Source organism: Alcanivorax nanhaiticus, assembly GCF_000756665.1.
GTDB classification, from domain to species: domain Bacteria; phylum Pseudomonadota; class Gammaproteobacteria; order Pseudomonadales; family Alcanivoracaceae; genus Alcanivorax; species Alcanivorax nanhaiticus.
In genome coordinates this window covers 106,136-128,845 of record NZ_ARXV01000006.1, presented here as the reverse complement: position 1 = coordinate 128,845, position 22,710 = coordinate 106,136, and the positions used below count along the sequence as shown (strand labels likewise).

The window sequence follows — 22,710 nt, the reverse complement described above, 5'->3', positions numbered from 1 at the left end:
TCACCCATTTATTAGTTGTTTTGAAAGTAGGGTTGCTGATTTTCCACTTGCGCGTATGCAAGAAGCAGTTAATTTGAGCTGGTCCCACAGTTTAATTATTTCCTCTTGCTCAGTTTCGGAGGCGACGGGAATAGTTAACTTCTTCTGAGCTTTTATGCCAATGTATGCTCTTGTGGACTGCGCTGCTTGATTTTTGAGAGTTCTTTGAAAATTGAAAGATCGGAAGTACAATTCTAAAAATTTCGGTTTAATACGGCCATTTTTGTTAACCCGATAATATGTAACTTGTGGTGTGAGCATTATATAGTCTTGCACTTCAGGGGTGACAGCAACTAAACCAACTGTTCCTTTGTGGGAGAGCAAAATATCTCCTGGGAACGAAAAGCCTATCCGCAGTGCATCGGTCCGATTTTTAGGTAGCTTTTTGCACCTTTTTAAGTCGACGTCGTTACCATTTAAATCGTTGGCCATCACGAAAGGGATGCCCTCTTCAACATACTCTGATGCCTTCGGATGATCGTTTCCATGATTTCCGTCCTGAATATCAATCAGATCCCCCGTCTCTAGGAGGCTTTCAAAAGAAACATGTTCTGCTTTAATGGCTTTGAGTCGAGCTTCAATTATTCTGTCTGCAAGTTTTAATAAGCTATCTTCTGTTTCGTAATATCCATTTATAACTGAGTTCGATTTTTTTAATAGCCGAAGCATCCTGTTCTGGATGTCAATTGGCGGGATTTTAAATTTTTGCCTCTCAAGGGTCTTCCATTTTATTGTCGGTGATAACGAGCCCTCGGATATTGATACCGCTCGATTCATGAATTCATCACTCTGCATATAAAATGGCAGAAATTCGGGAATTATTTTTCCTGGGATAGCTTCTAAGACCATGGCATGTGCCGAGCAAATGCAATCAAAGTCGGTTACCGCTACCTTGCGCTGATAGGCACGGCGTTTACCAAATATGATCTGGCCTTTTTTTACCAACAGTTTTTGGCCCGCAACGTCGCTGGGCACGCCGTGTCGTTTAATCTTAAGGCTTCCTGGATCTAAATGTTCCAAGCCCACATAGACTTTAAGTTTGGTTTCCCTTGGTTCAACCCGCATAGAAATCTGCTTAGCGATGTCACCAAATCTTACCATTTGCCAGCCTTCAACGTTTTGCTGCTCAGTCATTTAATGCCACACCTTACTTTTAACGTCGTATCCAAGCTCTGCAAGGCTATCGAATAATTCATTGGTCTGATTTTTCAATCGCAGACGACCGACCTTCCACGCCTCGACGGTATGTTCAGTATCGTGAACTTCGTCATTTCCTGGAGCTTGCACATATAGGGGGATCGACAAGTTATAAAGATTCTCTTCGATGGTATCGAGTTCCACTAGAGCAGAAATACCGGTGTGCTTTTCCGGACTTAAGTAAGCTTCACACAGCACTGACAAGTCATTGTTCGACAAGTAGCTATGGGCGCGTTCGCGAGTAACCTGCTCAACACCATTGATAAACAAAATCTTGTTTTTTCGTTCAGGTGGTTTGTTGCAGTTGAGCACCACCACACAGGATTCCATCGGTGAGTTGTAGAACAGGTTAGGACCTAACCCGATCACCGATTCAATAACGTCTGATTCGACCACCTGTTTGCGAATAGCTTGTTCGGAGTCCCGAAAGAGCACGCCGTGAGGCCAGAGCATCGCAGCGCGTCCGGTGTCGCGTTTCAGACTTTTGATAATGTGAGTAAAAAACGCGTAGTCGGCACAGCCCTGTGGAGGGACCCCATATAGATTCCGTCCATATGGGTCTGCGGCAAACTTGTCGCGGTTCCATTTTTTGATGGAGTAGGGAGGGTTCGCAAAAATCACATCAAACTGTTTGAGCTGATCGTTCTCGACAAACTTGGGATCACCGAGGGTGTCACCGCGCAGAACGTCAAACTCCTCAATGTCGTGCAGGAACATATTCATCCGGGCGATGGCTGACGTGAGTAGATTTACTTCCTGGCCGTAGAGTTTTACCGATCGCCACTCTTCACCCTGGCTTCGAAGGTCCATAACAGCGTTTAACAGCATGCCTCCGGTACCGCAAGTCGGGTCGTAAGCAGTCTCGCCGGGTTTAAGCCCCATAACCCTCGTCATCAGGTGGACTACGGTTCGGTTTGTGTAGAATTCAGCAGCCGTGTGGCCAGAGTCATCTGCAAATTTCTTAATGAGGTATTCATAGGCTTCACCCAGATCGTCCTGATTAACCGATTTGATGCCCAGCGGGATTTTGCTGAAGTGTTGGATGAGGTCGGCGAGAAGGTGGTCAGGCAGGCGTTCTTTGTTCGTCCACTGGGCATCACCAAATACGCCGTGCAGTCTCTCGTTCTTCGCTTCGATGAGCCTGAGGGCGCTCTGGATAGCTTCACCGATATTTTTGCTGGTATTGCGGACCCTTTCCCATCGTGCCTCTTCCGGAATATCGAACCGGTGGAACATGGGCATTGTGGCGTAGTGAGCATCACCATCGCTCAGTTCCAGTGCTTCTGTGTACTCATCCAAGTAGACGTCGGATAGGCGCTTATAGAAAAGCAGAGGGAAAATGTACTGCTTGTAGTCAGACGCATCGATCTGGCCACGTAGGAACTCGGCAGCGCCCCAGAGAAGGTCTTCCAACTGTCGTTTGTTCATAGCTCAAAGCCCTCCTTTACCAATAGTTCCTCAAGCTCCTGCTCAGCTTTTTCCAGGGCAGTCAGTTTTTCCTGAAAATCCTTCAAAGCTTCCTCGACAGAGATTGACTCTTCCTCAAGAGGCTTTTGAACGTATCGCGCAATGTTCAGATTGAAGTCGTTCTCGGCAATTTCAGACAGAGGAACCCAACGAGCTTTGCCTTCAACTGGTTGCCCAGCGGGGCCAGAGGCCTCTTGATTGCTGTAGATTTCAAAGATTTGGTCGGCTTGAGCGTTTGATAAGGTGTTCTGTGCTCGGCCCTTGGTGAAAATTTCTTCTGCGTTAATGACCAGCACATGGTCCTGATGATCAGCTGGGCGTTGTTTGCGCAGCACGAGAATGCAGGCAGGTATACCGGTGCCGTAAAATAGATTGGGTGCAACGCCGATAATGGCCTCGATTCTGTTTTCTTGCAGAAGTTTCGTTCGGATTTTTCCTTCTGCGCCACCTCGGAACAAAACTCCATGGGGTAGGACAACGGCCATCCGTCCTTGGTCGTTGAGAGAAGCAAACATGTGCTGAACCCAAGCAAAATCGCCATTGGTTTTTGGAGCCAGTCCGTAGCGATTTCGGTCGTAAGGATCGTTCGACCAGAGGTTTTGCCCCCACTCTTTGAGACTGAAAGGAGGGTTGGCGATTACGCAATCGAATGTTTCCAGGCGGTCATTAATCAAGAATTTGGGCTGCCGCAGTGTATCGCCTCGCACGATTTCGAAGTCTTCCTGTCCGTGTAGGAATAGGTTCATCCTCGCGATGGCCTCGGTGGTCAGGTTTTTCTCCTGCCCTTTAATGCTAAGCAATCGCGGATCTCCGCCACTCTCACGCACGTGGTGAATGGTTTCGAGCAGCATGCCCCCCGTACCACAAGCTGGATCGTAAACACTCTCTCCTGCCTTGGGGTCAAGGATGTTCACCATTAGCCTGACGATGGTCCGTGGCGTATAGAACTCCCCAGCTTTCTTGTTGGCTTTGTCGGCAAACCGCTTAATCAGGTATTCGTATGCGCGCCCCATGTCGTCATCACGTACGCTGCGGACACCAAGATTAACCTGGTTGAAGTGGTTCAGCAGCGTGGCCAGCAATTCATCTGGCAGACGGTCTTTGTTGGTCCAGCTCGCATCCCCGAATATCCCATGGAGCTTGTCATTCGCCAGCTCAATCCCGCGAAAGGCGTCCTTGAGCGTCTGACCGATGTCTTTGGTCTGTTCAAATACATGCTGCCAGTGGCAATCAGGTGGAATCTGAATGCGGTGGAACATGCTCTGGGCGGCCAGGTCTCTGTCTCCAACTTTCTCCATGGCGTCGGCGAACTCTTCGTCGTAGACGTCACAGATCCGTTTGAAGAACAGAATCGGGAAGATGTAGGTCTTGTAGTCAGAAGCGTCGATGGGGCCGGTGATGATGTGCGCGGCGTGCCAAAGGTGGGCTTCGAGATCCTTCAGGTTGATCAGTGTCATGGGTGCTGAATAATCCGTTACTGCTCGAATCGGGGGAGAGAGCGATAGGCTTGGGGTGCTCTCAATCTATGTTTTTCTTGTCGGAGATGGTAGCAAATCTGGAGGGCAGAAAGGGGCTTTCCTCTACTTGGCGGCAGGGAATTGCCGCCAAGTAGAGGAAAGCTATTTAGCTTCCGAAAACAGGAAGTGGATCCTCATAACCTTTTTCAAACTCATAGAGTTTGCCTTGAAACCACACGTAAAACGCAGGCCAGAACGATCTCTCATCAAGCAGTTTGAGTACCTGATCCAGTGATTCGACGGAGACTTTTTCACTCAGGCGGAAGTACATGTTGTCGTGAAGGTTGGTATGAAACCATTCCTCAAATTCGTCTTCTGTCATGGTCTCAGAGGGAGGCCTGCCAAGTTCATCATCTGGGTCTGGGCCCGACCACATCATCTTTCGAAAAGATTGGGCGCAGACCATGGGAAGAAACTCATCGTAGATGAACGTTCCGTCCTCAGTGACTGAGTCGAAATAGTCCATTCCATCCTTCATATCCATGCCGATGATTGCGCCTGACTTCAACGCCTGTTCTGCGGGTTGCAGAAGAACGTTGGCCTGTTTGGCTTGGTGCCAGTTTGCGAAACCTGCTTTCTGAGCGGCGAGTTCCAGTGCCTCTGTATGGGTGATCGATAGGCTGCGCTTGTATTGCTTGGCTATTTGTTTGAGCTGTTGAACGGCTTTAGACGAAACAACGGTCGTTACACTCATCAGTATTTCCTCTGTTAGCGAAAACTATGGTGCCCACTGCCATGATTCGCGGAGAAAATCAGAGCGTAAGAAAAGGTTGGTAAGGGTTGTCCCGTCCGGGTTCGCTATAGTGGGCAGCGTGCGTCAACCTCGCAGCCAGAATCTTCTCCGACTTTCGGGATAATTTCAACAAGTAATGTTTACTGTCACCGCAGTCGGCGATTTTCAACCCAGCTGTCCAAATGACCACGTTTAAGCAGCCAGTTTATTGCGCTCAACTTCCTGCAATTTGCCAGGGTTGAGCGATACCGATCCGGTCACTTCCCAGTTCCGGGTATTGCCAGACCAGCGCCGTGGATTCTGGCGCTTTGCTCTTTCATAAACCAGTTTCCGGTGCGCCAGGCGCTCGTGGTCAACGCCGCGATGTCGATCAGCCGGTGTCACGAACCGGATGCCGCTGTGCAGGTGCTGTTCGTTGTAAGCGTACTCGAACGCAGCATCCAGTCACGCACCGCCGTGAGCGATTCAAAGCCCTTTGACGGCCACTCCGGGCAGTATTTGACGGTCCGGAACAACGATTCCGAGTAAGGATTATCGTTGCTAACTCTCGGTCGACTGTGAGACATCAGCATACCCAGCTCAGCCAGCCGGGCTTTGAGCATATAAGAGGTCATCGGCGCTCCGTTGTCAGAGTGCAGCACCGGCGGATTATGCCAGCAGCCCTCTCGCAACAGAGCACGTTCAACCAGTTTCCGGGCCAGCTCGCCAGACTCCGCCTCATGGATTTCCCAGGCAACGATCTTGCGACTGTAGATGTCCATAATCAGGTACAGATACCAATGCTGGCCACGTACTACTGAAGGGCAATAACTGATGTCCCAGCTCCACACCTGGTTCGGGCCTGTCGCGCGGGTTGTTTTTGGCGCCCTGCCTGAACACGCGTGATGCACACTTGGCTGGATGAGCACTACTGGTAGAAGCAGTTATAGCTCTCGGAACCATTGCATCCAGCAAATGCATTGCAAGTGCTCAGCTCGGCCCTTTTCTGTGTCCATTACGCAAGATGACGATTTCAGTGCAAAGGTCAAAATTCCATGGCCGGAAAAAATGTCCTAGAAACCGTGGACACACCATGGACACAATTTGGACACAGGAAATAAAAAAGGACCTGCGCTTTCACGCAAGTCCTTGATATTCATGGCGCGCCCGAGAGGATTCGAACCTCTGACCTCTGCCTCCGGAGGGCAACGCTCTATCCAGCTGAGCTACGGGCGCAGAACTTGATGCACAGCGGTTGGGAGCCGTTCTGGCACCCTGACTGTGCAGGCTGGAACTTGGGGGAACCAACGGCGGCGAATGATAGCCGGTTGTGGCGGTGGCGTCCATGGATGGGGTGCATCGCTGTGTGGGTTGGTGATAATCTGTGCGCGCACTATTCTGGTGCAAGCGGTCTGGTCGCCTCTTGCGGGTTTCCGGCGATCAGATATCAGTACGAGCCCGATGGATGCAATCAGGAAATAGCGAATGAATGCCTATTGGGTAGTGCTGCTGTTGGCAGTGATCGTGGAAATAGCCTGGGCTCTGAGTCTCAAATGGATTCAAACGCAGCCGGGAGTTTGGTCAATCGGAACATCGCTGCTCCTTACGGGTCTCAATATGTTGATGCTCTCCTACGCCATGCGCGGCATACCAGTGGGGACGGCCTATGCGGTATGGACCGGGCTGGGTGCGGTGGGCATTACGGTGATTGGTATCCTCTGGTTCAGTGATCCATTGAGCGCTTCGCGTCTGGCTTTCATGGCCCTGATTATTGTCGGGGTGGTGGGGCTCAAGTTGACAGCCGAAGCTGCGTGATTGTCAGGCAGAATGCGGGTTGTAATGGACGCTGGCAGGGTTTTGGTGTCGAATGCTGAAAGTGTGCATTTTACAATCTTTTCCCGCTAACCCTTTGATGAACCGGTAGTCTTTGCAGACAGTTGCAGCTGCAAAGTAATGGAGAACGCCGTGCGGATTGCTTATCTGGAAGATGATATGGCTCAGGCCGAGCTGGTGACACACTGGCTACAGGGTGCTGGCCATAACTGTATCCATCTTTCCAGTGGTAGGGAGTTCATGTCGTTGTTGCGTCGCGACACCTTCGACATTCTCCTGATGGACTGGGAAGTGCCGGACATGAACGGTTATGCGGTGCTGGAGGAGGTGCGTGCCAGTGGCAATCGTACCCCGGTGTTGTTTGCCACCCAGCGAGATGATGAATCTTCTATCGTCGGCGCGTTGTCGCTCGGCGCGGATGACTACATGGTGAAGCCGACCAAGCAAGCGGAATTGCTGGCCCGGATTACTGCCCTCGGGCGCCGGGCAGGGGTAGCGGAAATGGATGAAGAAACGTCGCTGACGGTGGGGCCCTGGGTGGTGGACCGGTCGCGCCGGCAGATTCTGCTGGATGATGAGCCGGTGAAACTCACAGACAAGGATTATGAGTTGGCCTGCTATCTGTTTCAGAACGTGGGCAAGCTGATGAGTCGTGCGCACCTGCTGGAGAAAGTCTGGGGCATCATGACACCGATTGAGTCACGCACGGTGGACGTGCACATTAGCCGCATTCGTCGCAGTTTGCAGATCCGGCCCGAAAGAGGTTATCGCATCAAGACGGTGTACCAGCATGGGTACAGGCTGGAGCCAGTCGAAGAATAAATTAGGAAACACGCACATTCAGGAAGGGGTTGCATGAAGGGCTGGTTGTGGACCGCGCTGCTGTTGGGACTATTGTCTTCCGCGGTTGGCGCGCAAGAAGATTGGCAGTATAGCCTGCGCCCCGGAGACTCCCTGTGGAAGATCTGTGATCGCTTCGCCCAGCAGCCGGATGCCTGCTGGCGCGAGCTGGCGTCTTATAACGGCCTGGCTAATCCGCATAGTCTCAGCCCAGGCGATACCCTTAGTGTTCCCATCGAATGGCTCAAGGAAAAACCGATTGAGGCCACCGCGCGCAGCGTGGTGGGTGAGGTGTTGCTGTATCCAGCTGCGGGCGGTGCTCCGCGGCAAGTGACAGATGGGCAGTCCGTTGCATTCGGTGATGCTCTCGAGACCGGTATGGATGGCAGCGTCCGGGTGCATTTTGCCGACCAGTCAGTGGTTCAGATCCGCCCCAGTAGTCTATTGGTGATTAACCAATACCGTCGTTTCCTTGGCCAGAAAGGTGAGCGTACCGAGTTGCATCTGGAGCGTGGCAGTATCCGTAATGCGATTACGCCAATGAACCCGGATGAGGCAACGTTTGAGGTGTATACGCCCGGAGTGGTGGCTGCAGTACGAGGCACGGAGTACTACCTGTCAGTGGACGGTGCCGAGACGACACGCAACGAAGTGCTGCATGGTCAGGTCGATGTGAGCGGGCGGGAAACTACCCGTGAGGTGATGCAGGGTTATGCCACCATGGCGGCGGTGGATGAGCCTCCCATCGAACCGGTGGCACTGCTTCCGGCTCCCGCCGTGGAAATCATCGCCTCTCATGCTGGTGTGGAAGCTGTATGGCCAGCCCAAGCCGATGCGGCCAGCTATTGGGTGGAGTGGTATCAACTATCCGAAGAGACCCTGCTGGGGCAGCAACCAGTGACTGCGTCGCGTTGGGAGCATGTCTTGCCGGAAGGAGAGTATCGCCTGCTGGTGCGAGCGGTGGATGCCAATGGTCTGCGTGGCGAAGAAACCTGGAAAACCGTTCGGATCGAACCCGCTCCGCCCCCGCCGGAGCCCGAGCCTGCTCCCCCGCCACCAGAGCCTGAGCCGGAGCCCAAAAAGTCCTGGGACCTCTGGGTGTTCCTCGGTGGGGTTGCCCTGATGCTGGCCCTCTAACATGCGTAACCGTCTGACGCTGGATCAGCGCCGTTATCTGGCTGAGCACATCTCAGTGTTGCTGCTGGTGGGTGCGCTGAGTGTGTTGCTCAGTGTCAGCGGCGCGCTTTCCTTTATTGATCGCTATCTCTACGACAACCTGCTCCAGGCGCTGCCGGATGAGCCAGCCAATGACGTGGTGATTGTCGGTATTGATGAGTACAGCTTGCGTGAAATTGGCCGCTGGCCCTGGGATCGCAAGGTACATGCGCAAATCATCGATCGTCTCACCGAGCTGGGTGCCCGTGCCGTGCTGGTGGATTTGATCCTGTCTGAGCCGGACAGGAATAATCCGGGCTCTGATCAGGCTCTGGTCGATGCCATGGCGGCCAATGGTCATGTTTATCTGCCGGTGCATGTGGAGCAGCTGCGAGCGGGTGGTCAGTTGATTGAGGTGCTTCCTTATTCTCCCTTTGCGCGGGCTGCTGCAGGTCTCGGCCATGTGGATCTGGAGCTGGATGCGGATGGAGTTGCCCGTTCGGTGTACATGCGCTCCGGCATTGGCCAGGCCTGGTGGCCGCATATTACCCAGACGTTGCTGGTCAACGAGGGGGCATTGCCGGAAAACATCTTTCCCGCGGACAAGGGAGAAGAGTTTTCCGGGTTGGCCAACGTGCGCCGCTATCACCGTTTTATTCCCTTCGTGAGTGGGCCAAACAGTTATCCGCAAGTGTCTGCGGTCGAGTTACTGGAAAACCTGATTCCAGAGCAGCTGATCCGCGACAGGATTGTATTGGTGGGAGCCACGGCGGCGGGTTTGGGCGATATGTTGCCCACACCGATAGCCAACAATGGTGAGCTGATGGCAGGGGTGGAAATCAATGCCAATCTGCTGGACGCCCTGCGCAGTGACCAGCTGATCCGGGAGCTGAACATGCCCAGTGTGCTGATTCTCGGCGCGCTGCTGGCATTGCTGGCGCCGCTGCTGCTGCCCTACGTGTTGCCCCGCTGGAGTATTCCGCTGGTGGCCGCAATCATGCTGTCCTGTGTCCTGGTGAGCATGGTGATGTTGATTACCCTGCGGCTCTGGTTTCCTCCAGCCGCTGCCATGACGGCTGCACTGATGGCGTATCCGTTGTGGACCTGGCGCCGTCTTGAATATTCATTGTCTTATATGCGCAAGGCGCTGGAACGTCTGGCCGAGTACAGTGAACTGAATCGCCGGCTGACACGTTCGGCCTCGTTGGAGCAGTTCGGTGTGATGCTGGAGCGTGTGTTGCCGGTGCGGGCCTGGGCCTTGAGCGGCCCGGACACGCCTTTGGGTGGGGGGGAAGCCGTCGGGGAAGAGGTATGGAAGGGTCCGCTGGCCCGTCAGTATCGCTTTCGTTATGAAGGACGGCGTTTCGAGCTGCAGCTGGTCTGGCATCAGGGGCTAGACGCGGACACCTATGATTACTGGGTACATGCCATGCTGGTGCGCATTCGTTCCGGGGTGCCCAGTGCAGGACCTCGCTATGAAGTACTGGAAAATCACATTGAACGGTTGCGCCGTGAAGAGGAGCGCCAGGAAGCGCTAACCCGATTTTTCCAGGTCACCCTGGCACAGATTCGCGAGGGCGTGGTGATTGCTGACGCCTGCGGCGGGATTGTCTTCGCCAACCCCCAAGCGGCGTTACTGCTGGGGTTGGATGCGGCTCGCCTGAACAGTGGTGACTTCCCTGTCACTGATCTAGGACGTGAACTGGAGTTGCGTGAGCATGGCTGGGATGGGCTGCTAAGGCAGACCCTGGCGGAGGGACGTTGCCAGCTGGAATGTCGCAATCGCCAGGGGGCGGATCTTTATCTGGATATGCTGCTGGTGCATGCCGGAGATAATCCCGGGCGGATGATGATTCTTTCCTTCAAGGATATCTCGGAAGTGAAGCTGGCCCTGCGCACCCGTTCGGAGATGCTGGACTTCCTGTCCCATGATCTGCGTTCGCCTATGGTGTCTGTGCTGGCGCTGACCGAGAAAATGCGCCAGGGCAGTGCTGAGGATGAGCTTCCCCAGTTCCTGGATAATGTCCAGCACTATGCCCAGAAGAACCTGAATATCGCCGAGCAATTTCTGCAGCTGGCCCGTGTGGAAGCGGTGGACAGCGTGGAGATGAATGAGCAGGACATGCTGGACGTGGTGGAGAGCGCCATTGATCAGGTGCAGATTCAGGCCCAGCAGCGCGATATCGTGCTGCGCTTTGACTACGACCCGGAGCAGGACGTCTGGGTGCTGGGCAATAATGAGCTATTGGAGCGGTTGATCATCAATCTTCTCACCAATGCCATTAAATACAGCCATGAGGGCAGTTCGGTGGATGTGCGTCTGTACGCGCAGGACGGTCAGGTATGCTGTGATGTCCGCGACCGCGGGGTGGGAATTCCGCCGGAGTTCCAGGCCCGGTTGTTCCAGCGCTTTAGCCGGGCCAGCACCAGCGGCGGGGCCGGGGTTCGCGGGGCGGGTATGGGGCTGCGTTTCGTCAAGGTGGTCACGGAGCGTCACGGCGGTGAGGTGCGGGTGCAGAGCAAGATAAATGAAGGCAGTCGCTTCACCCTGGTTTTACCCCGCATTGACATGGGGTGAGGGAAGCTGGGGCCTGTTAACAGGCTCAGGGCAACGCTAACCGCGCTGCGAAAAGATGCCATTTTGTCCCCACGGCCTGAGCGGGTATAATCGCCAACCGCACGCCCCCAGAGGCGACTCACAGAACAGTAGAGGTGTAATTGTGAAAAAGATGCTGACAGCCAGCCTGGTACTGATTGCCGCCCTGTTTGCCGCCGGCAATGTGGCTGCCAAGAGCACCAAGGAAATCTCTCCCTATCCGCTGGGTGAGCGTTCCGTGTTCAGCGACCGTGCTATCGAAGACCGTATCAAGCCGGTGGGTTCTGTGTGTGTAGAAGGGGAAGAATGCGGTACTGCAGCCCCTGCTGGCGAAGAAGTGGCCAGCGGCCCTCGCTCTGGTGATGCGGTTTACAATGCGTCCTGCGCGGCCTGTCACGCCACTGGTGCGGCTGGTGCACCGAAGACCGGTGACAAGGCTGCCTGGGCACCACGTATCGCTCAGGGAAATGCCACTCTGGTCAAGCACGCTATCGATGGCCTGAATGCCATGCCGCCCAAAGGTATGTGCATGACTTGCTCAGATGATGAGATCAAGGCTGCCGTTGAATACATGGTTAGCGAGAGCAAGTAAGTTTGATCCGGATTCTGTTGCCGGCGGCGGCCCTGTTACTGGCCGCCTGCTCGGATAACGATTCCAGCAGCAACGCCCCGACTGCGTCTGCCGAACCGGCGGAACGCAGTGGGGCGTTGTTGTATCGTCAGTACTGTGTCACTTGTCATGGCAGTGGTGCAGCTGGCGCTCCCAGGGTGGGTAAGGAAAACCGCCTGTACTGGTCACACGAAGTAGAGGAAGAGGGCTTCGAGACACTGGTGCAGGAAGCCATCCATGGCATCAATGCCATGCCTCCACGCGGTAATTGCTACGATTGTTCTGATCAGGAAATCCGCAATGCCGTCATCTATATGTTGCAGCTGAGCGCGGCCAAGTAAAACTCGCTACAAAAGTATCAAGCTACTCGGCTATCAGCCCCTACCAGATTCACTTTTTTCTTTGGCCTTCTGCTGAACATGTCCACGTTGTCCAGGAAGTCATTCGCCCAGTAATCAATGTCGTAGTGCTGCACGGCGCTGAAGGCTTCCGCCAGGCGGGCGCGGGCGTCGGTGGCGCTCATGGACAATCCCAGGTAGCAGGTTTCTGCCAGTTCCAGCGGGTTGTGGGGGTTGGTGAGAATGGCGCCCCGCAGTTCGGCGGCGGCGCCAGTGAATTCCGACAGCACCAGTACACCGCAGCCTTCGGTCAGGCCCTGGGTGGCGACGTATTCCTTGGCTACCAGGTTGAGGCCGTCGCGCAGCGGTGTAATCCACATGACGTCTGCCATGGCGTAGTAACTGACCAGTTCTTCAAACGGAAAGGCACGGAAGAAGAACTGCACCGGGGTCCAGCCGACACGGGCGAACTGACCGTTGATGCGGCCTACCGTCTGTTCGATCTGGTTCTGCAGTTCGTCATAGATGCGCATTTCCTTGGCGGCGGGAACGCAGACGGTGAGTAGCGTGACCTTGCCAATCAGTTCCGGGTTGTCGGTAAGCAGCCTTTCGTAGGCCACCAGTTTTTCCAGGATGCCTTTGGTGAAATCGAGGCGTTCCACGGAAAGGATCAGGCGGGTGTCCTTGAGCTGCTCGCGCAGTTCGGCCATGCGTGTCTGGGACTTCCTGTCATCCAGTACGGTCTTGATGCGGTTCAGGTCGATACCCACCGGATGGGCGCCGAGGCCGATATAGCGATCATTCACCTTGATGGTCTTGGTCATTTCATCCAGGCCGACGGCGCAGCCGTAGGTGAGAAAGCGCGGCGCGCAGCCCACTTTTTCGACCACTTCCAGTGGCGTGACGCCACGGGCCACGTCGACAAAGTTTTCTGCCTGACGGGGAATGTGAAAGCCCACGTAGTCACACTGCAGCAGGCTGCCGACAATCTCGCGGCGCCAGGGCAGTACGTTGAACACATCCGCCGACGGGAAGTAGGTGTGGTGGAAGAAGGCGATAGTCACGTCCGGCCGCAGTTCGCGCAGGTAGGCCGGTACCATCCACAGGTTGTAGTCGTGAATCCAGACGGTGGCGTTCTCCGCAGCTTCGGCAGCGGTCCGCTCGGCGAACATCTTGTTCACCTTCAGGAATACTTCCCAGTGTTCTTCCTTGAAGCTGGCTCGCTCCCAAAAGGTGTGCAGGGTGGGCCAGAAGGCTTCCTTGGAGAAGCGCTTGTAGAAGATGTCGATGTCGTCCTTGTTGAGGAGCACGCGGGCGGCCACCAGATTGGGGAAGCGTTCCGCATCCACTTCGGTGTGGGTCTGGAACTCTTCCGGATCACCATCATGAGCAGACCAGGCCACCCAGGAGCCCGACTTGGCATCATCAAAGAAGCTCAACAGTGTCGGGATGATGCCGTTGGGAGATTTGGGGCGGTGGCGTACCACCTTGCCGTCGATGACGGATTCTTCGTAGGGCAGGCGGTGATAGACGATCACCAGATCAGCCTTGCCGGGGGTGGCGATATCGCGCACTTCGGTGTCCACGCCGGCGGGGCCGAGAAAGCCAAAGTAACCCAGCGCTTCCAGGATGCCGCCGCAACCCGGTGATGGCGCATGCATGACGCGGGTGCTGTTCTCGGTGGCTTCCAGCAGTGCCGGTTCGGATTCACCGACACAGACACCCTTGAAGCCGTGTTCGTACATGGAAAGGTCATTGAGGGTGTCGCCGGCCACCAGGACTTTTTCGATGGCGATATCCAGATGGTTCACCAGGTTGAGGAGGGTTCTGCCCTTGTTGATGCCTTTGGGGAGTACGTCCAGGTAGCGGTCAGCGGAATAGAGCAGATCGCAGCCCAGGTCTTCCACCAGGGTTTTCAGGGTGGTGTCGACTTCGTCGGCATCACAGAAATAGGAGCAGCGGCGTTCCTGGGGTACATCCTGACGTTGCAGGGACGCGGCCACCTGTTCTACCGCGTTGCCGACGATATGTTCACCGGGCCAGATGTTGTCGATGTGGCCCTGAATGGGTTGTACCGGTTGCAGGGTTTCGCCATCCACAATGGTGCAACCGACATCACAGATAATGTATTGCGGTGTGGGGATGGTGGGGTCAGACAGAAGCGGCAGCACGGATTCGAGGCCGCGCCCGGTGACAAAGACCAGATCGATATCCGGGTGAGCGGAGATCAGTTGATAGAGTCTGGAGCGGTTTTCTTCGTTGCCGCCCAGAAAAGTCCCGTCAAGATCCGTTGCTAAAAGCATCATTACCTCGCTGTGAAGTTAATCGACTCCAGTATTGCGAGAATGCGAGTTCACAATAGCGCTGGCTCAACAGGGAAAAGCCTGTGAGTCAGTACGCATTGCCAATTTAGCAGCCGGATGCGGGACGATGTAGAAGGTAGCTCCGCATCAGAAGGGAACAATGTGCCGGCACCGCGGTGCTAACTGGCAATCTGTTTCCTGAAGGTAGTGGTGCATAATCTGTGCCGGGTGGTGGTTTTTTGCTCTGAAATTGCCTTTTGGTAAATGGCTGAAAGGTAGATGCCATAAGGGATTGCGGTGGTTACAAAAAAATGGGTATCCATGGTGTATTGGGTGGGGTGTGACGGAAAGATTACGGTGGTTTTCGGGTGATTGTGGGGCGTTTTATGATGGTGGTGCATGCTGTTGGCGCCATTGGCAAAGCGGCATGGATTTGCTGTAGGAACGTAGCGTAGCGGAGTAACGCACGCAGTGCGGCCCGGAGGGTGAGCGTAGCGAATAACCTGCCTGCAAGCGTTCCGAGCCTAAGCGAGGTAAGGATTCCAGAAGCGAACTTTAAGTGCAGAGTTTCGAAAGGCAAAAAACAACAACCAGGCACGAGATTTGAGGTTTCCCTTTCGAAACTCGCTTCTCGCAACTCGAAACTGATTTCCTCGCTTATGCTCGGATCGCCTTGCGAGCAAGGCTCCTACATGGGCGGGGGAGGGGCGATAGGCGGGGAGTGGTGCGGGTGAATAAGGCGCGGAGGGTGCTTTAAGCGTAATGGAATATTTTACCGAGCTGGGTCATATCGGTTTGTTTCTGGCGGCGTTTCTGGCTGCCACGGTGTTGCCACTGAGTTCCGAGGTGGTGCTGGTGGCATTGCTGCTCAATGGCTTGTCGCCGGCGTCACTGGTGACGGTGGCCACGGTGGGGAATGTGCTGGGGGCGCTGGTGAACTATGCGCTGGGTTACTGGGCCGGGGTGGCGGTGATCCGGCGATGGCTGAAGATGTCTGAAGCGGAATTTGTCTCTGCGGAAAAGCGGTTTCGCAAGTATGGGGTGTGGTCGTTGTGTCTGGCCTGGGCGCCGGTGATTGGGGATCCGCTGACGGTGATGGCGGGGATTCTGCGGGTGCGGTTGTTGTGGTTTGTGCTGTTGGTGACGGCGGGGAAGTTGTTGCGGTATGTGGTGATTGCGTGGATGGCGGGGTGAGAATAGCTGTGAGCTACGAGCTACGAGCTACGAGCTACGAGCTACGAGCTACAAGCTACAAGCTACAAGCTACAAGCTACAAGCTACAAGCTACAAGCTACAAGCTACAAGCTACAAGCTACAAGCTACAAGCTACAAGCTACAAGCTACAAGCTACAAGCTACAAGCTACAAGCTACGCTTGAATCTGATAGCAAACCCCGGAAAAGTTCCCGTGGTTTTGCACTTCTACGAAGCCGCTGTAGGAACGTAGCGTAGCGAAGCAACGCACGGAGTGCGGCCCGAAGGGGTGAGCGGAGCGAATAACCTGCCTGCAGGCGATCTGAGCCTGAGCGAGGTAAGGATTCCAGAGGCGAGTTTTGAGTGACGAGTTTCGAAAATCAAATAACCACAACAAGGCACCAGGTTTGAGGTTTTGCCTTTCGATACTCGCTTCTCGTCACTCGAAAATGATTTCCTCGCTGCGCTCGGATCGCGGTCGAACGACCGCTCCTACAGGGACCGGTTGGGGTTAATCCAGCAAGGCTCTGAGGTTGGCGATGCTGGCTTCGGCTACGGCGTCTTCCTGGGCTTCATCCTTGATCACGCCGATGCCGAGGTAGTCGATATCGTCCTGGGGGATTTCATCCAGGAAGCGGCTGGCGGCGGTGTCGATGCGTTCGCCGTATTGTTTGCGGGTAAGGGCCTGGGTCATGGCCAGGGTTTCCCGGGCGCGGGTGATGCCCACATACATCAGGCGGCGCTCTTCGACGATGTTGTCTTCTTCGATGCTGCTGCGGTGGGGCAGCAGTTCTTCTTCCACGCCCATCATGTAGACATGGGGAAATTCCAGCCCTTTTGAGGCGTGCAGGGTCATCAGCTGGACGCGGTCGGAATCGTCTTCCTCTTCCTGTTGCTCGAGCATGTCGAGCAGCACCAGCTTCTTGATGACACTTTCCAGATCGCTGGCGCCGTCATCTTCTTCTTCCTGTTTTTCCAACATGCGTTCAATGCTGCGCACCAGTTGCCAGACGTTCTCGATGCGCTTTTCACCGATGCGCGGGCTGGAGGCGTTCTGCATCAGCCAGCCTTCGTAATCGATATCGCTGATTAGTTCGTGTACGGCCTGCAGGCTGTTCTGGCCAAAACAGAACTCGCGCTTGGCATCCAGCCAGGCCTTGAACTTTTGCAGTTTCTCGGCGGACTTGGGTGCCATCACTTCGCCAAGGGCGAAGTCATCACAGACATGGTAGAGCCCCTGCTCTCGCTTGATCGCCCAGGTGGCCAGTTTCTCCAGTGTGGTGGGGCCAATCTCCCGGCGTGGGGTGTTGATGATGCGCAGGAACGCATTGTCATCGTCCGGGTTCACCAGCAGACGCAGGTAGCACATCAGATCCTTGATCTCGCTGCGCGAGAAGAAACTGGTGCCGCCAGACACCTTGTAGGGAATCGACAAGCTTTGCAGCTTCATTTCCAGAATGCGTGACTGAAAGTTGCCACGATACAGGATGGCAAAATCTTTCCACTTCAATCCTTGTTGAAGGCGGCGGTGGAAGATATCGCTGGCAATCCATTCGGTTTCCGCGTCTTCATCGCGCAGCGCGGAAAAACGGATCGGCTCGCCGTAGCCGTAATCGGACCACAGGGTCTTTTCGAACACATGAGGGTTGTTGTCGATTACCGTGTTGGCGGCTTTCAGGATGCGGCCGGTGGAGCGGTAGTTTTGTTCCAGCTTCACGACTTTCAGGGTCGGCCAGTCTTCCTGCAGTTGCGCCAGGTTTTCCGGGCGGGCACCACGCCAGGCGTAGATGGACTGGTCATCGTCGCCCACCACGGTGAACTTGCCTTCTGGCAGGGTGAGCATTTTTACCAGCTCGTACTGGGCGCCGTTGGTGTCCTGGTATTCATCTACCAGCAGGTACTGGATGCGGTTGCGCCATTTTTCCAGAATGCGCGGCTGCTCCTTGAACATGCGCGCGGGCATCAGGATTAGGTCGTCGAAATCCACCGCGTTGCACACTCGCAGCATGCGGTCGTAGCCGCCGTAGGCCATGGCGGCGCGCAGTGCTTCGTCCGTGTCAGCAGTGCTGACCGCTTCTTCTGGCAGTACCAACGCATTTTTCCAGTCGGAGATGCGCTTGTGGATGGCGTCCACCGCGTCCAGGTCTTTTTCGGAATCCCCCTGACGCAGGATCTCCTTGAGGATTTCCTTGCTGTCGGCACCGTCGAGAATGGAGAAGCCGTTACGCAGCCCGCAGGCCTTGAGTTCGGACTTGAGGATGCGCAGGCCCAGGTTGTGGAAGGTGGAGACGATCAAGCCCCGGGTCATGTCGCGGCTGACCAGGCTCTGCACACGCTCCTTCATCTCCCGGGCGGCCTTGTTGGTGAAGGTCACCGCGGCGATATGGCGGGCCGACATGCCCCGTTCCAGAATCAGCCAGGCGATCTTGCGGGTGATCACGCTGGTCTTGCCCGAGCCCGCCCCGGCCAGCACCAGAAGGGGGCCATCGGCGTAGTGCACGGCTTCCTGCTGGCGGGGATTGAGTTTGCTCATGGGGTGGTTATCCGGGCTCGACTTCGGGGTGAATGGCAAAGGCGGGTATGATACCAGCGAAGTGGCTGCACTCCAGATACCGGATGTCAGTTGGTCGATGAATTTTGTCTCTCCCGGCGCCATGGCATGGCCGGGGGCGGCCTGTAGAGATGGTCGGCATCAGTATGGTCATGCGTCTGGATTTCTTTCTTGCCCACGGCACCGGGCTGAGCCGCAAGCAGGTGAAAATACTGATCGGCAAGGGCGCGGTGCGCGTGGACGGCGAGGAGCGGCCCAAAGCCAATACCCGGGTAGTGGAAGGCCAGGGGGTCTGGCTCCATGATGAACCGGTGCAATTGCCGGGCCATCGCTACCTGATGTTGCACAAACCGGCGGGGGTGGTGAGTGCCACCGAGGACGGCGAACACCGCACCGTGGTGGATCTGATTCCTGCCGAGCTGCGCCGGGATCTGCACCCGGCCGGACGGCTGGATCGCGATACCACCGGGCTGGTGTTGCTGACCAGCGATGGCGACTGGTCTCACCGGCTGACCTCTCCCAATCATGCTTGCGGGAAACGCTATCGGGTGTGCTGTGCCGACCCTGTCAGTGACGAGGATCTGCAGGCGCTGCGAGAGGGTATTCTGCTGCGTGGCGAAGACAGGCCCACCCTGCCGGCAGAGGCGGAACGTTTGAGTGAGCACGAATTGCTGCTGACGATTACCGAAGGACGCTACCATCAGGTGAAACGGATGCTGGCTGCCCGGGGCAACAAGGTGGAGGGGCTGCACCGGGAGCAGATTGGTGAGATCGAACTGGATGCGGAGCTGGCACCGGGAGAGTTCCGGGTGCTGACGGAGGACGAGGTGGCGAGTATCTAACGCCTACAGTGGCTCCGCCACGTTTGTATGGATTGGCTGCACCGTGAAATGGAGGGAACCATGACTCAGAAAAAAATCGGGCCTGTCACGGTGGAAACTGTGCAGGGGGATATCACCCGTCAGCCGGACCTGGATGCCATTGTGAACGCGGCCAACGCGGCGCTGCGCACAGGCGGAGGGGTCGCGGGGGCGATTCATCGTGCTGCCGGACCGGGGTTGGAACAGGAATGCCTGCCGCTGGGGCCAATCAAGCCGGGTGAGGCGGTGATGTCCGGTGGCCATCATCTGCCCAATGCCCATGTGATTCATTGCCTTGGTCCGGTGTATGGGCATGACAAGCCGGAGGATGAACTGCTGGCGTCCTGCTACCGGCAGGCGTTGTTGCTGGCCGACCGGGATGGCATCACCGCCATCGGCTTTCCCGCCATTTCCACCGGCATCTTCGGGTATCCCATTGCTGACGCTGCCGAGGTCAGCTTGAAAGCCGTGGCGGATGTCGCTCCGAGCCTTGCTGCGGTGAAAACCGTGCGGTTTGTGTTGTTCAGCGAGAACGACAAGGCGGTGTTTGATCACGCCCTGACATCGATTTAAGCGCCGCTGCTTTCGGTTCTTCATGTCTCAACACGGAGTGTGAATGTACGCCGTTATTTTTACTGCCCGCGTGGGCGATCAAGATCATCATTATGGCGACATGGCGGGGCGCTTGCGCGATCTGGCCATGGCAGAGTTTGGTTGCACTGAGTTTGTCAGTGTCACGGAAGGGGAGCAGGAAATTGCCATTTCCTATTGGCCGGATCAGGACGCCATCCTTGCTTGGAAGCAACAGGCGCAGCACCGGGTGGCACAGCAGTTAGGCAGGGATGGCTGGTACACACACTACAAGGTAGAGGTGGTGAAAATCCTCCGGTCCTATTCCGCAGAGGCGGGTGTGTAGGTGTGCTTCTTTCGCGTGGGAGGGGTATAAAAAAGGCGGAGATGGGCTTTCGCCCATTTCCGCCCTACGAGGTTTAACCCGTTTTTCTCGGTGAACTCTGTGGCCTCTGTGGTAAAAAATCTTTACCCCAGTTGCCCCTGCAGTTCCATCACATCCACAGTGCGCTCCGGGTTGAGCGGATCGATCAGGGTTTTCGCGTCCTTATAAACTCGCGGTGTCTGGTAAAGCATGGCCACAGCTTTGACGTGGCTCGGGCACACGTAGCGATCCGGCATTTCCTTTTCTAGCCAGGCACGGACTTTCGGTGCCTGGTCGGAGCCCATCTTCGGGAACAGGTGGTGCTCCACGTGGTGGCTGAAGTGGAAGTGCAGCGGATCGATCCAGCGCCAGGCGCGTACGCTCATGGAGTTGTCCACCGGATGATTGTTGTCCATCTGCGGGCGCATCATGTGGTTGGTCAGGATGTAGCTCTGGCCAATGAAGTTCAGGATCATCACCGGGATCAGCACGGTGAAGATGGCCAGCGGACCGGAGGCAATGGCCAGGGCGATCCACGCGGCACCACACAGCAGAGACTGGGTAATGGCCTTGCGACGATTGAAGCCCTTGAACTCCTCACGACGGCGGGTCTGCATCCACAGCACCAGTTGGGCGTGAAACATGAAGGAGTAGAACAGAAACAGGAAGCTGTACCAGGTGCCGCTGCCGGGGGCCGGTTTGGTGAAGTTGGCCATCTGCGGGTACTTTTCATAGCGTGCCATGGTGCCGAAGGAATCCGGGTCCTTGTCGCCCAGGTTGGTGTGGGCGTGGTGCGCCACGTTGTGCCAGCGGCGCCAGAATTCCGGCGGCACCATGGCGGGGCCGAAGCCCATCCAGCCGAGTACATCCTGCATGCGGCGGCTCATGCCGAGGGCGCCGTGCAGCACCTCGTGGGCCAGCAGCGCCTGACAGGCCAGAGTGTGGCCGGCCAGCAGGCTGAGCAGCAGGTTGCCCCACCAGGGCAGGTCAAAGGTCAGAATGCTGGCGATGCTGCCGACGATGATGGCGGTCATGGGGATAAACCACAGGCCGCGCAGGGGGCGGGATTTGAATGCCGCAGGGCCAAGATCCTTTTTCACCGCATCGCGAATGGCGCGAGCGTCGTCAGCGCCAAACTGGCGGCTGTAGGTTGGGGTATCGGTGGTCATGCTCTGTCCTTGGCGTTGCCATGGGTAGGATTCTGATGACAGGCATTCTGGTGAACAGTTGTTGGCAGGCGAAGTGCAGGGCTGGCCATTGATCGGTCATTTTCGGACAGAGGCGCAAAGTGGCGTATAGTAGAGGCTATGAGTCGTGAACGTTTCGTACAGCTAGACCCTGGCACAGGCCGCTCTCCGGTCCCGGTCAACTATGTCCGCAATCTGGTGGAGCTGATTGGTGAGTTGGGTATTGATACCTCTCGCCTGCTGAACCGCGTGGGTCTGAGCAAGGAAGATGTCTACAATCCGGAGCCGGCACTGCGTTTCGAGCAGTTCCGCCGGGTGATGGTAGGCGCGCGCGACATGACCGGTAATCCAGCTCTGGGGTTGAAGCTCGGCCAGCAGCTGACCCTGACTGCCCATGGCTTGCTGGGCTATGCGGCCATCAGCAGTGCTGACCTGGGCGATGCCCTGCGTCTGCTGGAACGTTATTTCCGTACCCGTACCCGTCTGTGTGTGCCGCGCATCGAGCCGGTGAGCAGTGGGGTGCGTTTCTGTCTGATCGAAAGCATGCCGTTGGGCGATATTCGCGAGACCTACCTGGAAGTGGTGGTGTCGGCGGTGGTCGGTGGTATCCGCTATCTGCTGGGCGACCGTTTTCAGGGGGCGGTGCTGGAGTTGCCGTATCCGGCTCCGGAGCATGCCCATCTTTACAATGAATTATTGGGTATGCCGGTGGAGTTCGGCGCCGAGGTGGCGGCGTTGCGTTTGCCGACCCGGCTGTTGAATGAGCCCTTCACCCTGTCCGATCCGGCCTCCCGGCAGATGGCCGCGCAAAAATGCGAGGAAGAACTGCAGCGTCTGGAAGCCGATCAGGATTGGGCTAGCCGGGTGCGTGCTCGCCTGATGCAGGCGGAGGGCATGCTGCCCAGTCTGGAGCAACTTGCCAGCAACTTTCATGTCACCTCCCGCACCCTGCGGCGCTACCTTAATGCGCTGGATGTGAGTTACCGCTCGCTGCTGGAAGAAGTGCGGATGACCAAGGCCATGGGCTATCTGCAGGCGAACATTACGGTCCAACAGGTTGCCCTGCGGCTGGGGTACGCTGATCCGAGTAACTTTGCCCGCGCCTTCCGCAAGTGGACAGGACACCCGCCAAGTCATTTCCAGCCGTAACAACCTGAGCGGCAAGCTACAAGCTTCAAGCTGCAACACGAAGCAGGCCGCGGGTCATCATCAGCCCCGTGCCCGCGCACCTGCCATATGTTTCGCGGGCACGGCGCGCAAATGATGAGGTCATACCCCGTGTTGAAGCTTGTAGCTTGCGGCTTTTGTATTCCTTGCCTTTCGAAACTCGTGACTCGGAACTCTAAACTGATTAGCCTCGCTGAGGCTCGTATCGCTT

18 protein-coding genes, 1 tRNA gene and 1 pseudogene are annotated in these 22,710 nt (G+C 56.1%); 11 read left to right on the top strand and 9 right to left on the bottom strand.

Annotation, left to right across the window (positions count from 1 at the left end; translation table 11 throughout):
- From Y5S_RS19445 to Y5S_RS09175, 6 genes and pseudogenes are all read right to left on the bottom strand, one after another.
- Positions 1-1,173, bottom strand: coding sequence for a restriction endonuclease subunit S (locus Y5S_RS19445; RefSeq protein WP_081939720.1), 1,173 nt, complete (start codon positions 1,171-1,173; stop codon positions 1-3).
- Positions 1,174-2,664 carry a type I restriction-modification system subunit M gene (locus tag Y5S_RS09195; protein ID WP_035232393.1) on the bottom strand — a complete coding sequence of 497 codons (1,491 nt, stop codon included), beginning with the start codon at positions 2,662-2,664 and terminating at the stop codon, positions 1,174-1,176.
- Complete coding sequence (locus Y5S_RS09190) at positions 2,661-4,160, bottom strand: type I restriction-modification system subunit M (RefSeq protein ID WP_035232390.1); 1,500 nt, start codon at positions 4,158-4,160, stop codon at positions 2,661-2,663. The genes Y5S_RS09195 and Y5S_RS09190 overlap by 4 nt, the downstream gene beginning before the upstream one ends.
- A 166-nt stretch (positions 4,161-4,326) precedes the next feature.
- Complete coding sequence (locus tag Y5S_RS09185; RefSeq protein ID WP_052041492.1) at positions 4,327-4,914, bottom strand: hypothetical protein; 588 nt, start codon at positions 4,912-4,914, stop codon at positions 4,327-4,329.
- A 231-nt stretch (positions 4,915-5,145) separates the two neighbouring features.
- A pseudogene (locus tag Y5S_RS09180) lies at positions 5,146-5,819 on the bottom strand (transposase); the annotation flags it as partial.
- A 272-nt stretch (positions 5,820-6,091) separates the two neighbouring features.
- Positions 6,092-6,168, bottom strand: a tRNA-Arg gene (locus Y5S_RS09175).
- Between the two features lie 249 nt (positions 6,169-6,417).
- Here Y5S_RS09175 and Y5S_RS09170 point away from each other — a divergent pair.
- The 6 genes from Y5S_RS09170 to Y5S_RS09145 all read left to right on the top strand — a co-directional run bounded on the left by Y5S_RS09170 (position 6,418) and on the right by Y5S_RS09145 (position 12,307).
- Complete coding sequence (locus tag Y5S_RS09170; protein WP_035232388.1) at positions 6,418-6,747, top strand: DMT family transporter; 330 nt, start codon at positions 6,418-6,420, stop codon at positions 6,745-6,747.
- A gap of 150 nt (positions 6,748-6,897) precedes the next feature.
- Positions 6,898-7,587 (top strand): response regulator transcription factor, encoded by a 690-nt coding sequence (locus tag Y5S_RS09165; RefSeq protein WP_035232386.1) that lies wholly within the window; start codon positions 6,898-6,900, stop codon positions 7,585-7,587.
- 33 nt (positions 7,588-7,620) lie between these two features.
- Positions 7,621-8,742 carry a FecR domain-containing protein gene (locus Y5S_RS09160; RefSeq protein ID WP_035232384.1) on the top strand — a complete coding sequence of 374 codons (1,122 nt, stop codon included), beginning with the start codon at positions 7,621-7,623 and terminating at the stop codon, positions 8,740-8,742.
- 1 nt (position 8,743) lies between these two features.
- Positions 8,744-11,338 carry a CHASE2 domain-containing protein gene (locus Y5S_RS09155; RefSeq protein ID WP_035232382.1) on the top strand — a complete coding sequence of 865 codons (2,595 nt, stop codon included), beginning with the start codon at positions 8,744-8,746 and terminating at the stop codon, positions 11,336-11,338.
- Between the two features lie 151 nt (positions 11,339-11,489).
- The gene (locus Y5S_RS09150; protein ID WP_035232578.1) at positions 11,490-11,948 is read left to right on the top strand and encodes a c-type cytochrome; all 459 of its coding nucleotides are present in this window, start codon (positions 11,490-11,492) and stop codon (positions 11,946-11,948) included.
- A 2-nt stretch (positions 11,949-11,950) separates the two neighbouring features.
- A complete protein-coding gene (locus Y5S_RS09145) occupies positions 11,951-12,307 on the top strand; it encodes a c-type cytochrome (protein ID WP_231552661.1) in 357 nt (118 codons plus the stop codon).
- Between the two features lie 17 nt (positions 12,308-12,324).
- Here Y5S_RS09145 and ggpS read toward each other — a convergent pair whose 3' ends face one another.
- Positions 12,325-14,610, bottom strand: coding sequence for a glucosylglycerol-phosphate synthase (gene ggpS, locus Y5S_RS09140; RefSeq protein ID WP_231552660.1), 2,286 nt, complete (start codon positions 14,608-14,610; stop codon positions 12,325-12,327).
- Between the two features lie 759 nt (positions 14,611-15,369).
- Here ggpS and Y5S_RS09135 point away from each other — a divergent pair.
- Positions 15,370-15,801, top strand: a complete 432-nt coding sequence (locus Y5S_RS09135; protein ID WP_035232380.1) for a YqaA family protein — start codon at positions 15,370-15,372, stop codon at positions 15,799-15,801.
- 510 nt (positions 15,802-16,311) lie between these two features.
- On the opposite strand, the gene rep is transcribed toward Y5S_RS09135, so the two are convergent.
- Positions 16,312-18,333, bottom strand: coding sequence for a DNA helicase Rep (gene rep / locus Y5S_RS09130; protein ID WP_035232378.1), 2,022 nt, complete (start codon positions 18,331-18,333; stop codon positions 16,312-16,314).
- A gap of 170 nt (positions 18,334-18,503) precedes the next feature.
- Between rep and Y5S_RS09125 the strand changes: the two genes are divergently transcribed.
- From Y5S_RS09125 to Y5S_RS09115, 3 genes are read left to right on the top strand one after another with little or no spacing between them, the layout of a single operon-like run.
- Positions 18,504-19,193 (top strand): pseudouridine synthase, encoded by a 690-nt coding sequence (locus tag Y5S_RS09125; RefSeq protein WP_035232572.1) that lies wholly within the window; start codon positions 18,504-18,506, stop codon positions 19,191-19,193.
- Positions 19,194-19,253: 60 nt separating this feature from the next.
- On the top strand, positions 19,254-19,784 hold the full coding sequence (locus tag Y5S_RS09120) for a macro domain-containing protein (RefSeq protein WP_035232376.1): 531 nt from the start codon (positions 19,254-19,256) through the stop codon (positions 19,782-19,784).
- 43 nt (positions 19,785-19,827) lie between these two features.
- Positions 19,828-20,127 (top strand): antibiotic biosynthesis monooxygenase family protein, encoded by a 300-nt coding sequence (locus Y5S_RS09115; RefSeq protein WP_035232374.1) that lies wholly within the window; start codon positions 19,828-19,830, stop codon positions 20,125-20,127.
- A 122-nt stretch (positions 20,128-20,249) separates the two neighbouring features.
- On the opposite strand, the gene Y5S_RS09110 is transcribed toward Y5S_RS09115, so the two are convergent.
- A complete protein-coding gene (locus Y5S_RS09110) occupies positions 20,250-21,314 on the bottom strand; it encodes a fatty acid desaturase family protein (protein WP_035232373.1) in 1,065 nt (354 codons plus the stop codon).
- A gap of 138 nt (positions 21,315-21,452) precedes the next feature.
- Between Y5S_RS09110 and Y5S_RS09105 the strand changes: the two genes are divergently transcribed.
- On the top strand, positions 21,453-22,481 hold the full coding sequence (locus Y5S_RS09105) for an AraC family transcriptional regulator (RefSeq protein ID WP_035232371.1): 1,029 nt from the start codon (positions 21,453-21,455) through the stop codon (positions 22,479-22,481).
- The last annotated feature ends 229 nt before the right edge of the window (positions 22,482-22,710 follow it).

Bases quoted from the DNA above. Each gene is read 5' to 3' on its own strand.
- Y5S_RS19445 (WP_081939720.1), bottom strand. From the start codon at position 1,173: ATGACTGAGCAGCAAAACGTTGAAGGCTGGCAAATGGTAAGATTTGGT.
- Y5S_RS09195 (WP_035232393.1), bottom strand. From the start codon at position 2,664: ATGAACAAACGACAGTTGGAAGACCTTCTCTGGGGCGCTGCCGAGTTC.
- Y5S_RS09190 (WP_035232390.1), bottom strand. From the start codon at position 4,160: ATGACACTGATCAACCTGAAGGATCTCGAAGCCCACCTTTGGCACGCC.
- Y5S_RS09185 (WP_052041492.1), bottom strand. From the start codon at position 4,914: ATGAGTGTAACGACCGTTGTTTCGTCTAAAGCCGTTCAACAGCTCAAA.
- Y5S_RS09170 (WP_035232388.1), top strand. From the start codon at position 6,418: ATGAATGCCTATTGGGTAGTGCTGCTGTTGGCAGTGATCGTGGAAATA.
- Y5S_RS09160 (WP_035232384.1), top strand. From the start codon at position 7,621: ATGAAGGGCTGGTTGTGGACCGCGCTGCTGTTGGGACTATTGTCTTCC.
- Y5S_RS09155 (WP_035232382.1), top strand. From the start codon at position 8,744: ATGCGTAACCGTCTGACGCTGGATCAGCGCCGTTATCTGGCTGAGCAC.
- Y5S_RS09150 (WP_035232578.1), top strand. From the start codon at position 11,490: ATGCTGACAGCCAGCCTGGTACTGATTGCCGCCCTGTTTGCCGCCGGC.
- ggpS (WP_231552660.1), bottom strand. From the start codon at position 14,610: ATGATGCTTTTAGCAACGGATCTTGACGGGACTTTTCTGGGCGGCAAC.
- Y5S_RS09135 (WP_035232380.1), top strand. From the start codon at position 15,370: ATGGAATATTTTACCGAGCTGGGTCATATCGGTTTGTTTCTGGCGGCG.
- rep (WP_035232378.1), bottom strand. From the start codon at position 18,333: ATGAGCAAACTCAATCCCCGCCAGCAGGAAGCCGTGCACTACGCCGAT.
- Y5S_RS09125 (WP_035232572.1), top strand. From the start codon at position 18,504: ATGCGTCTGGATTTCTTTCTTGCCCACGGCACCGGGCTGAGCCGCAAG.
- Y5S_RS09120 (WP_035232376.1), top strand. From the start codon at position 19,254: ATGACTCAGAAAAAAATCGGGCCTGTCACGGTGGAAACTGTGCAGGGG.
- Y5S_RS09115 (WP_035232374.1), top strand. From the start codon at position 19,828: ATGTACGCCGTTATTTTTACTGCCCGCGTGGGCGATCAAGATCATCAT.
- Y5S_RS09110 (WP_035232373.1), bottom strand. From the start codon at position 21,314: ATGACCACCGATACCCCAACCTACAGCCGCCAGTTTGGCGCTGACGAC.
- Y5S_RS09105 (WP_035232371.1), top strand. From the start codon at position 21,453: ATGAGTCGTGAACGTTTCGTACAGCTAGACCCTGGCACAGGCCGCTCT.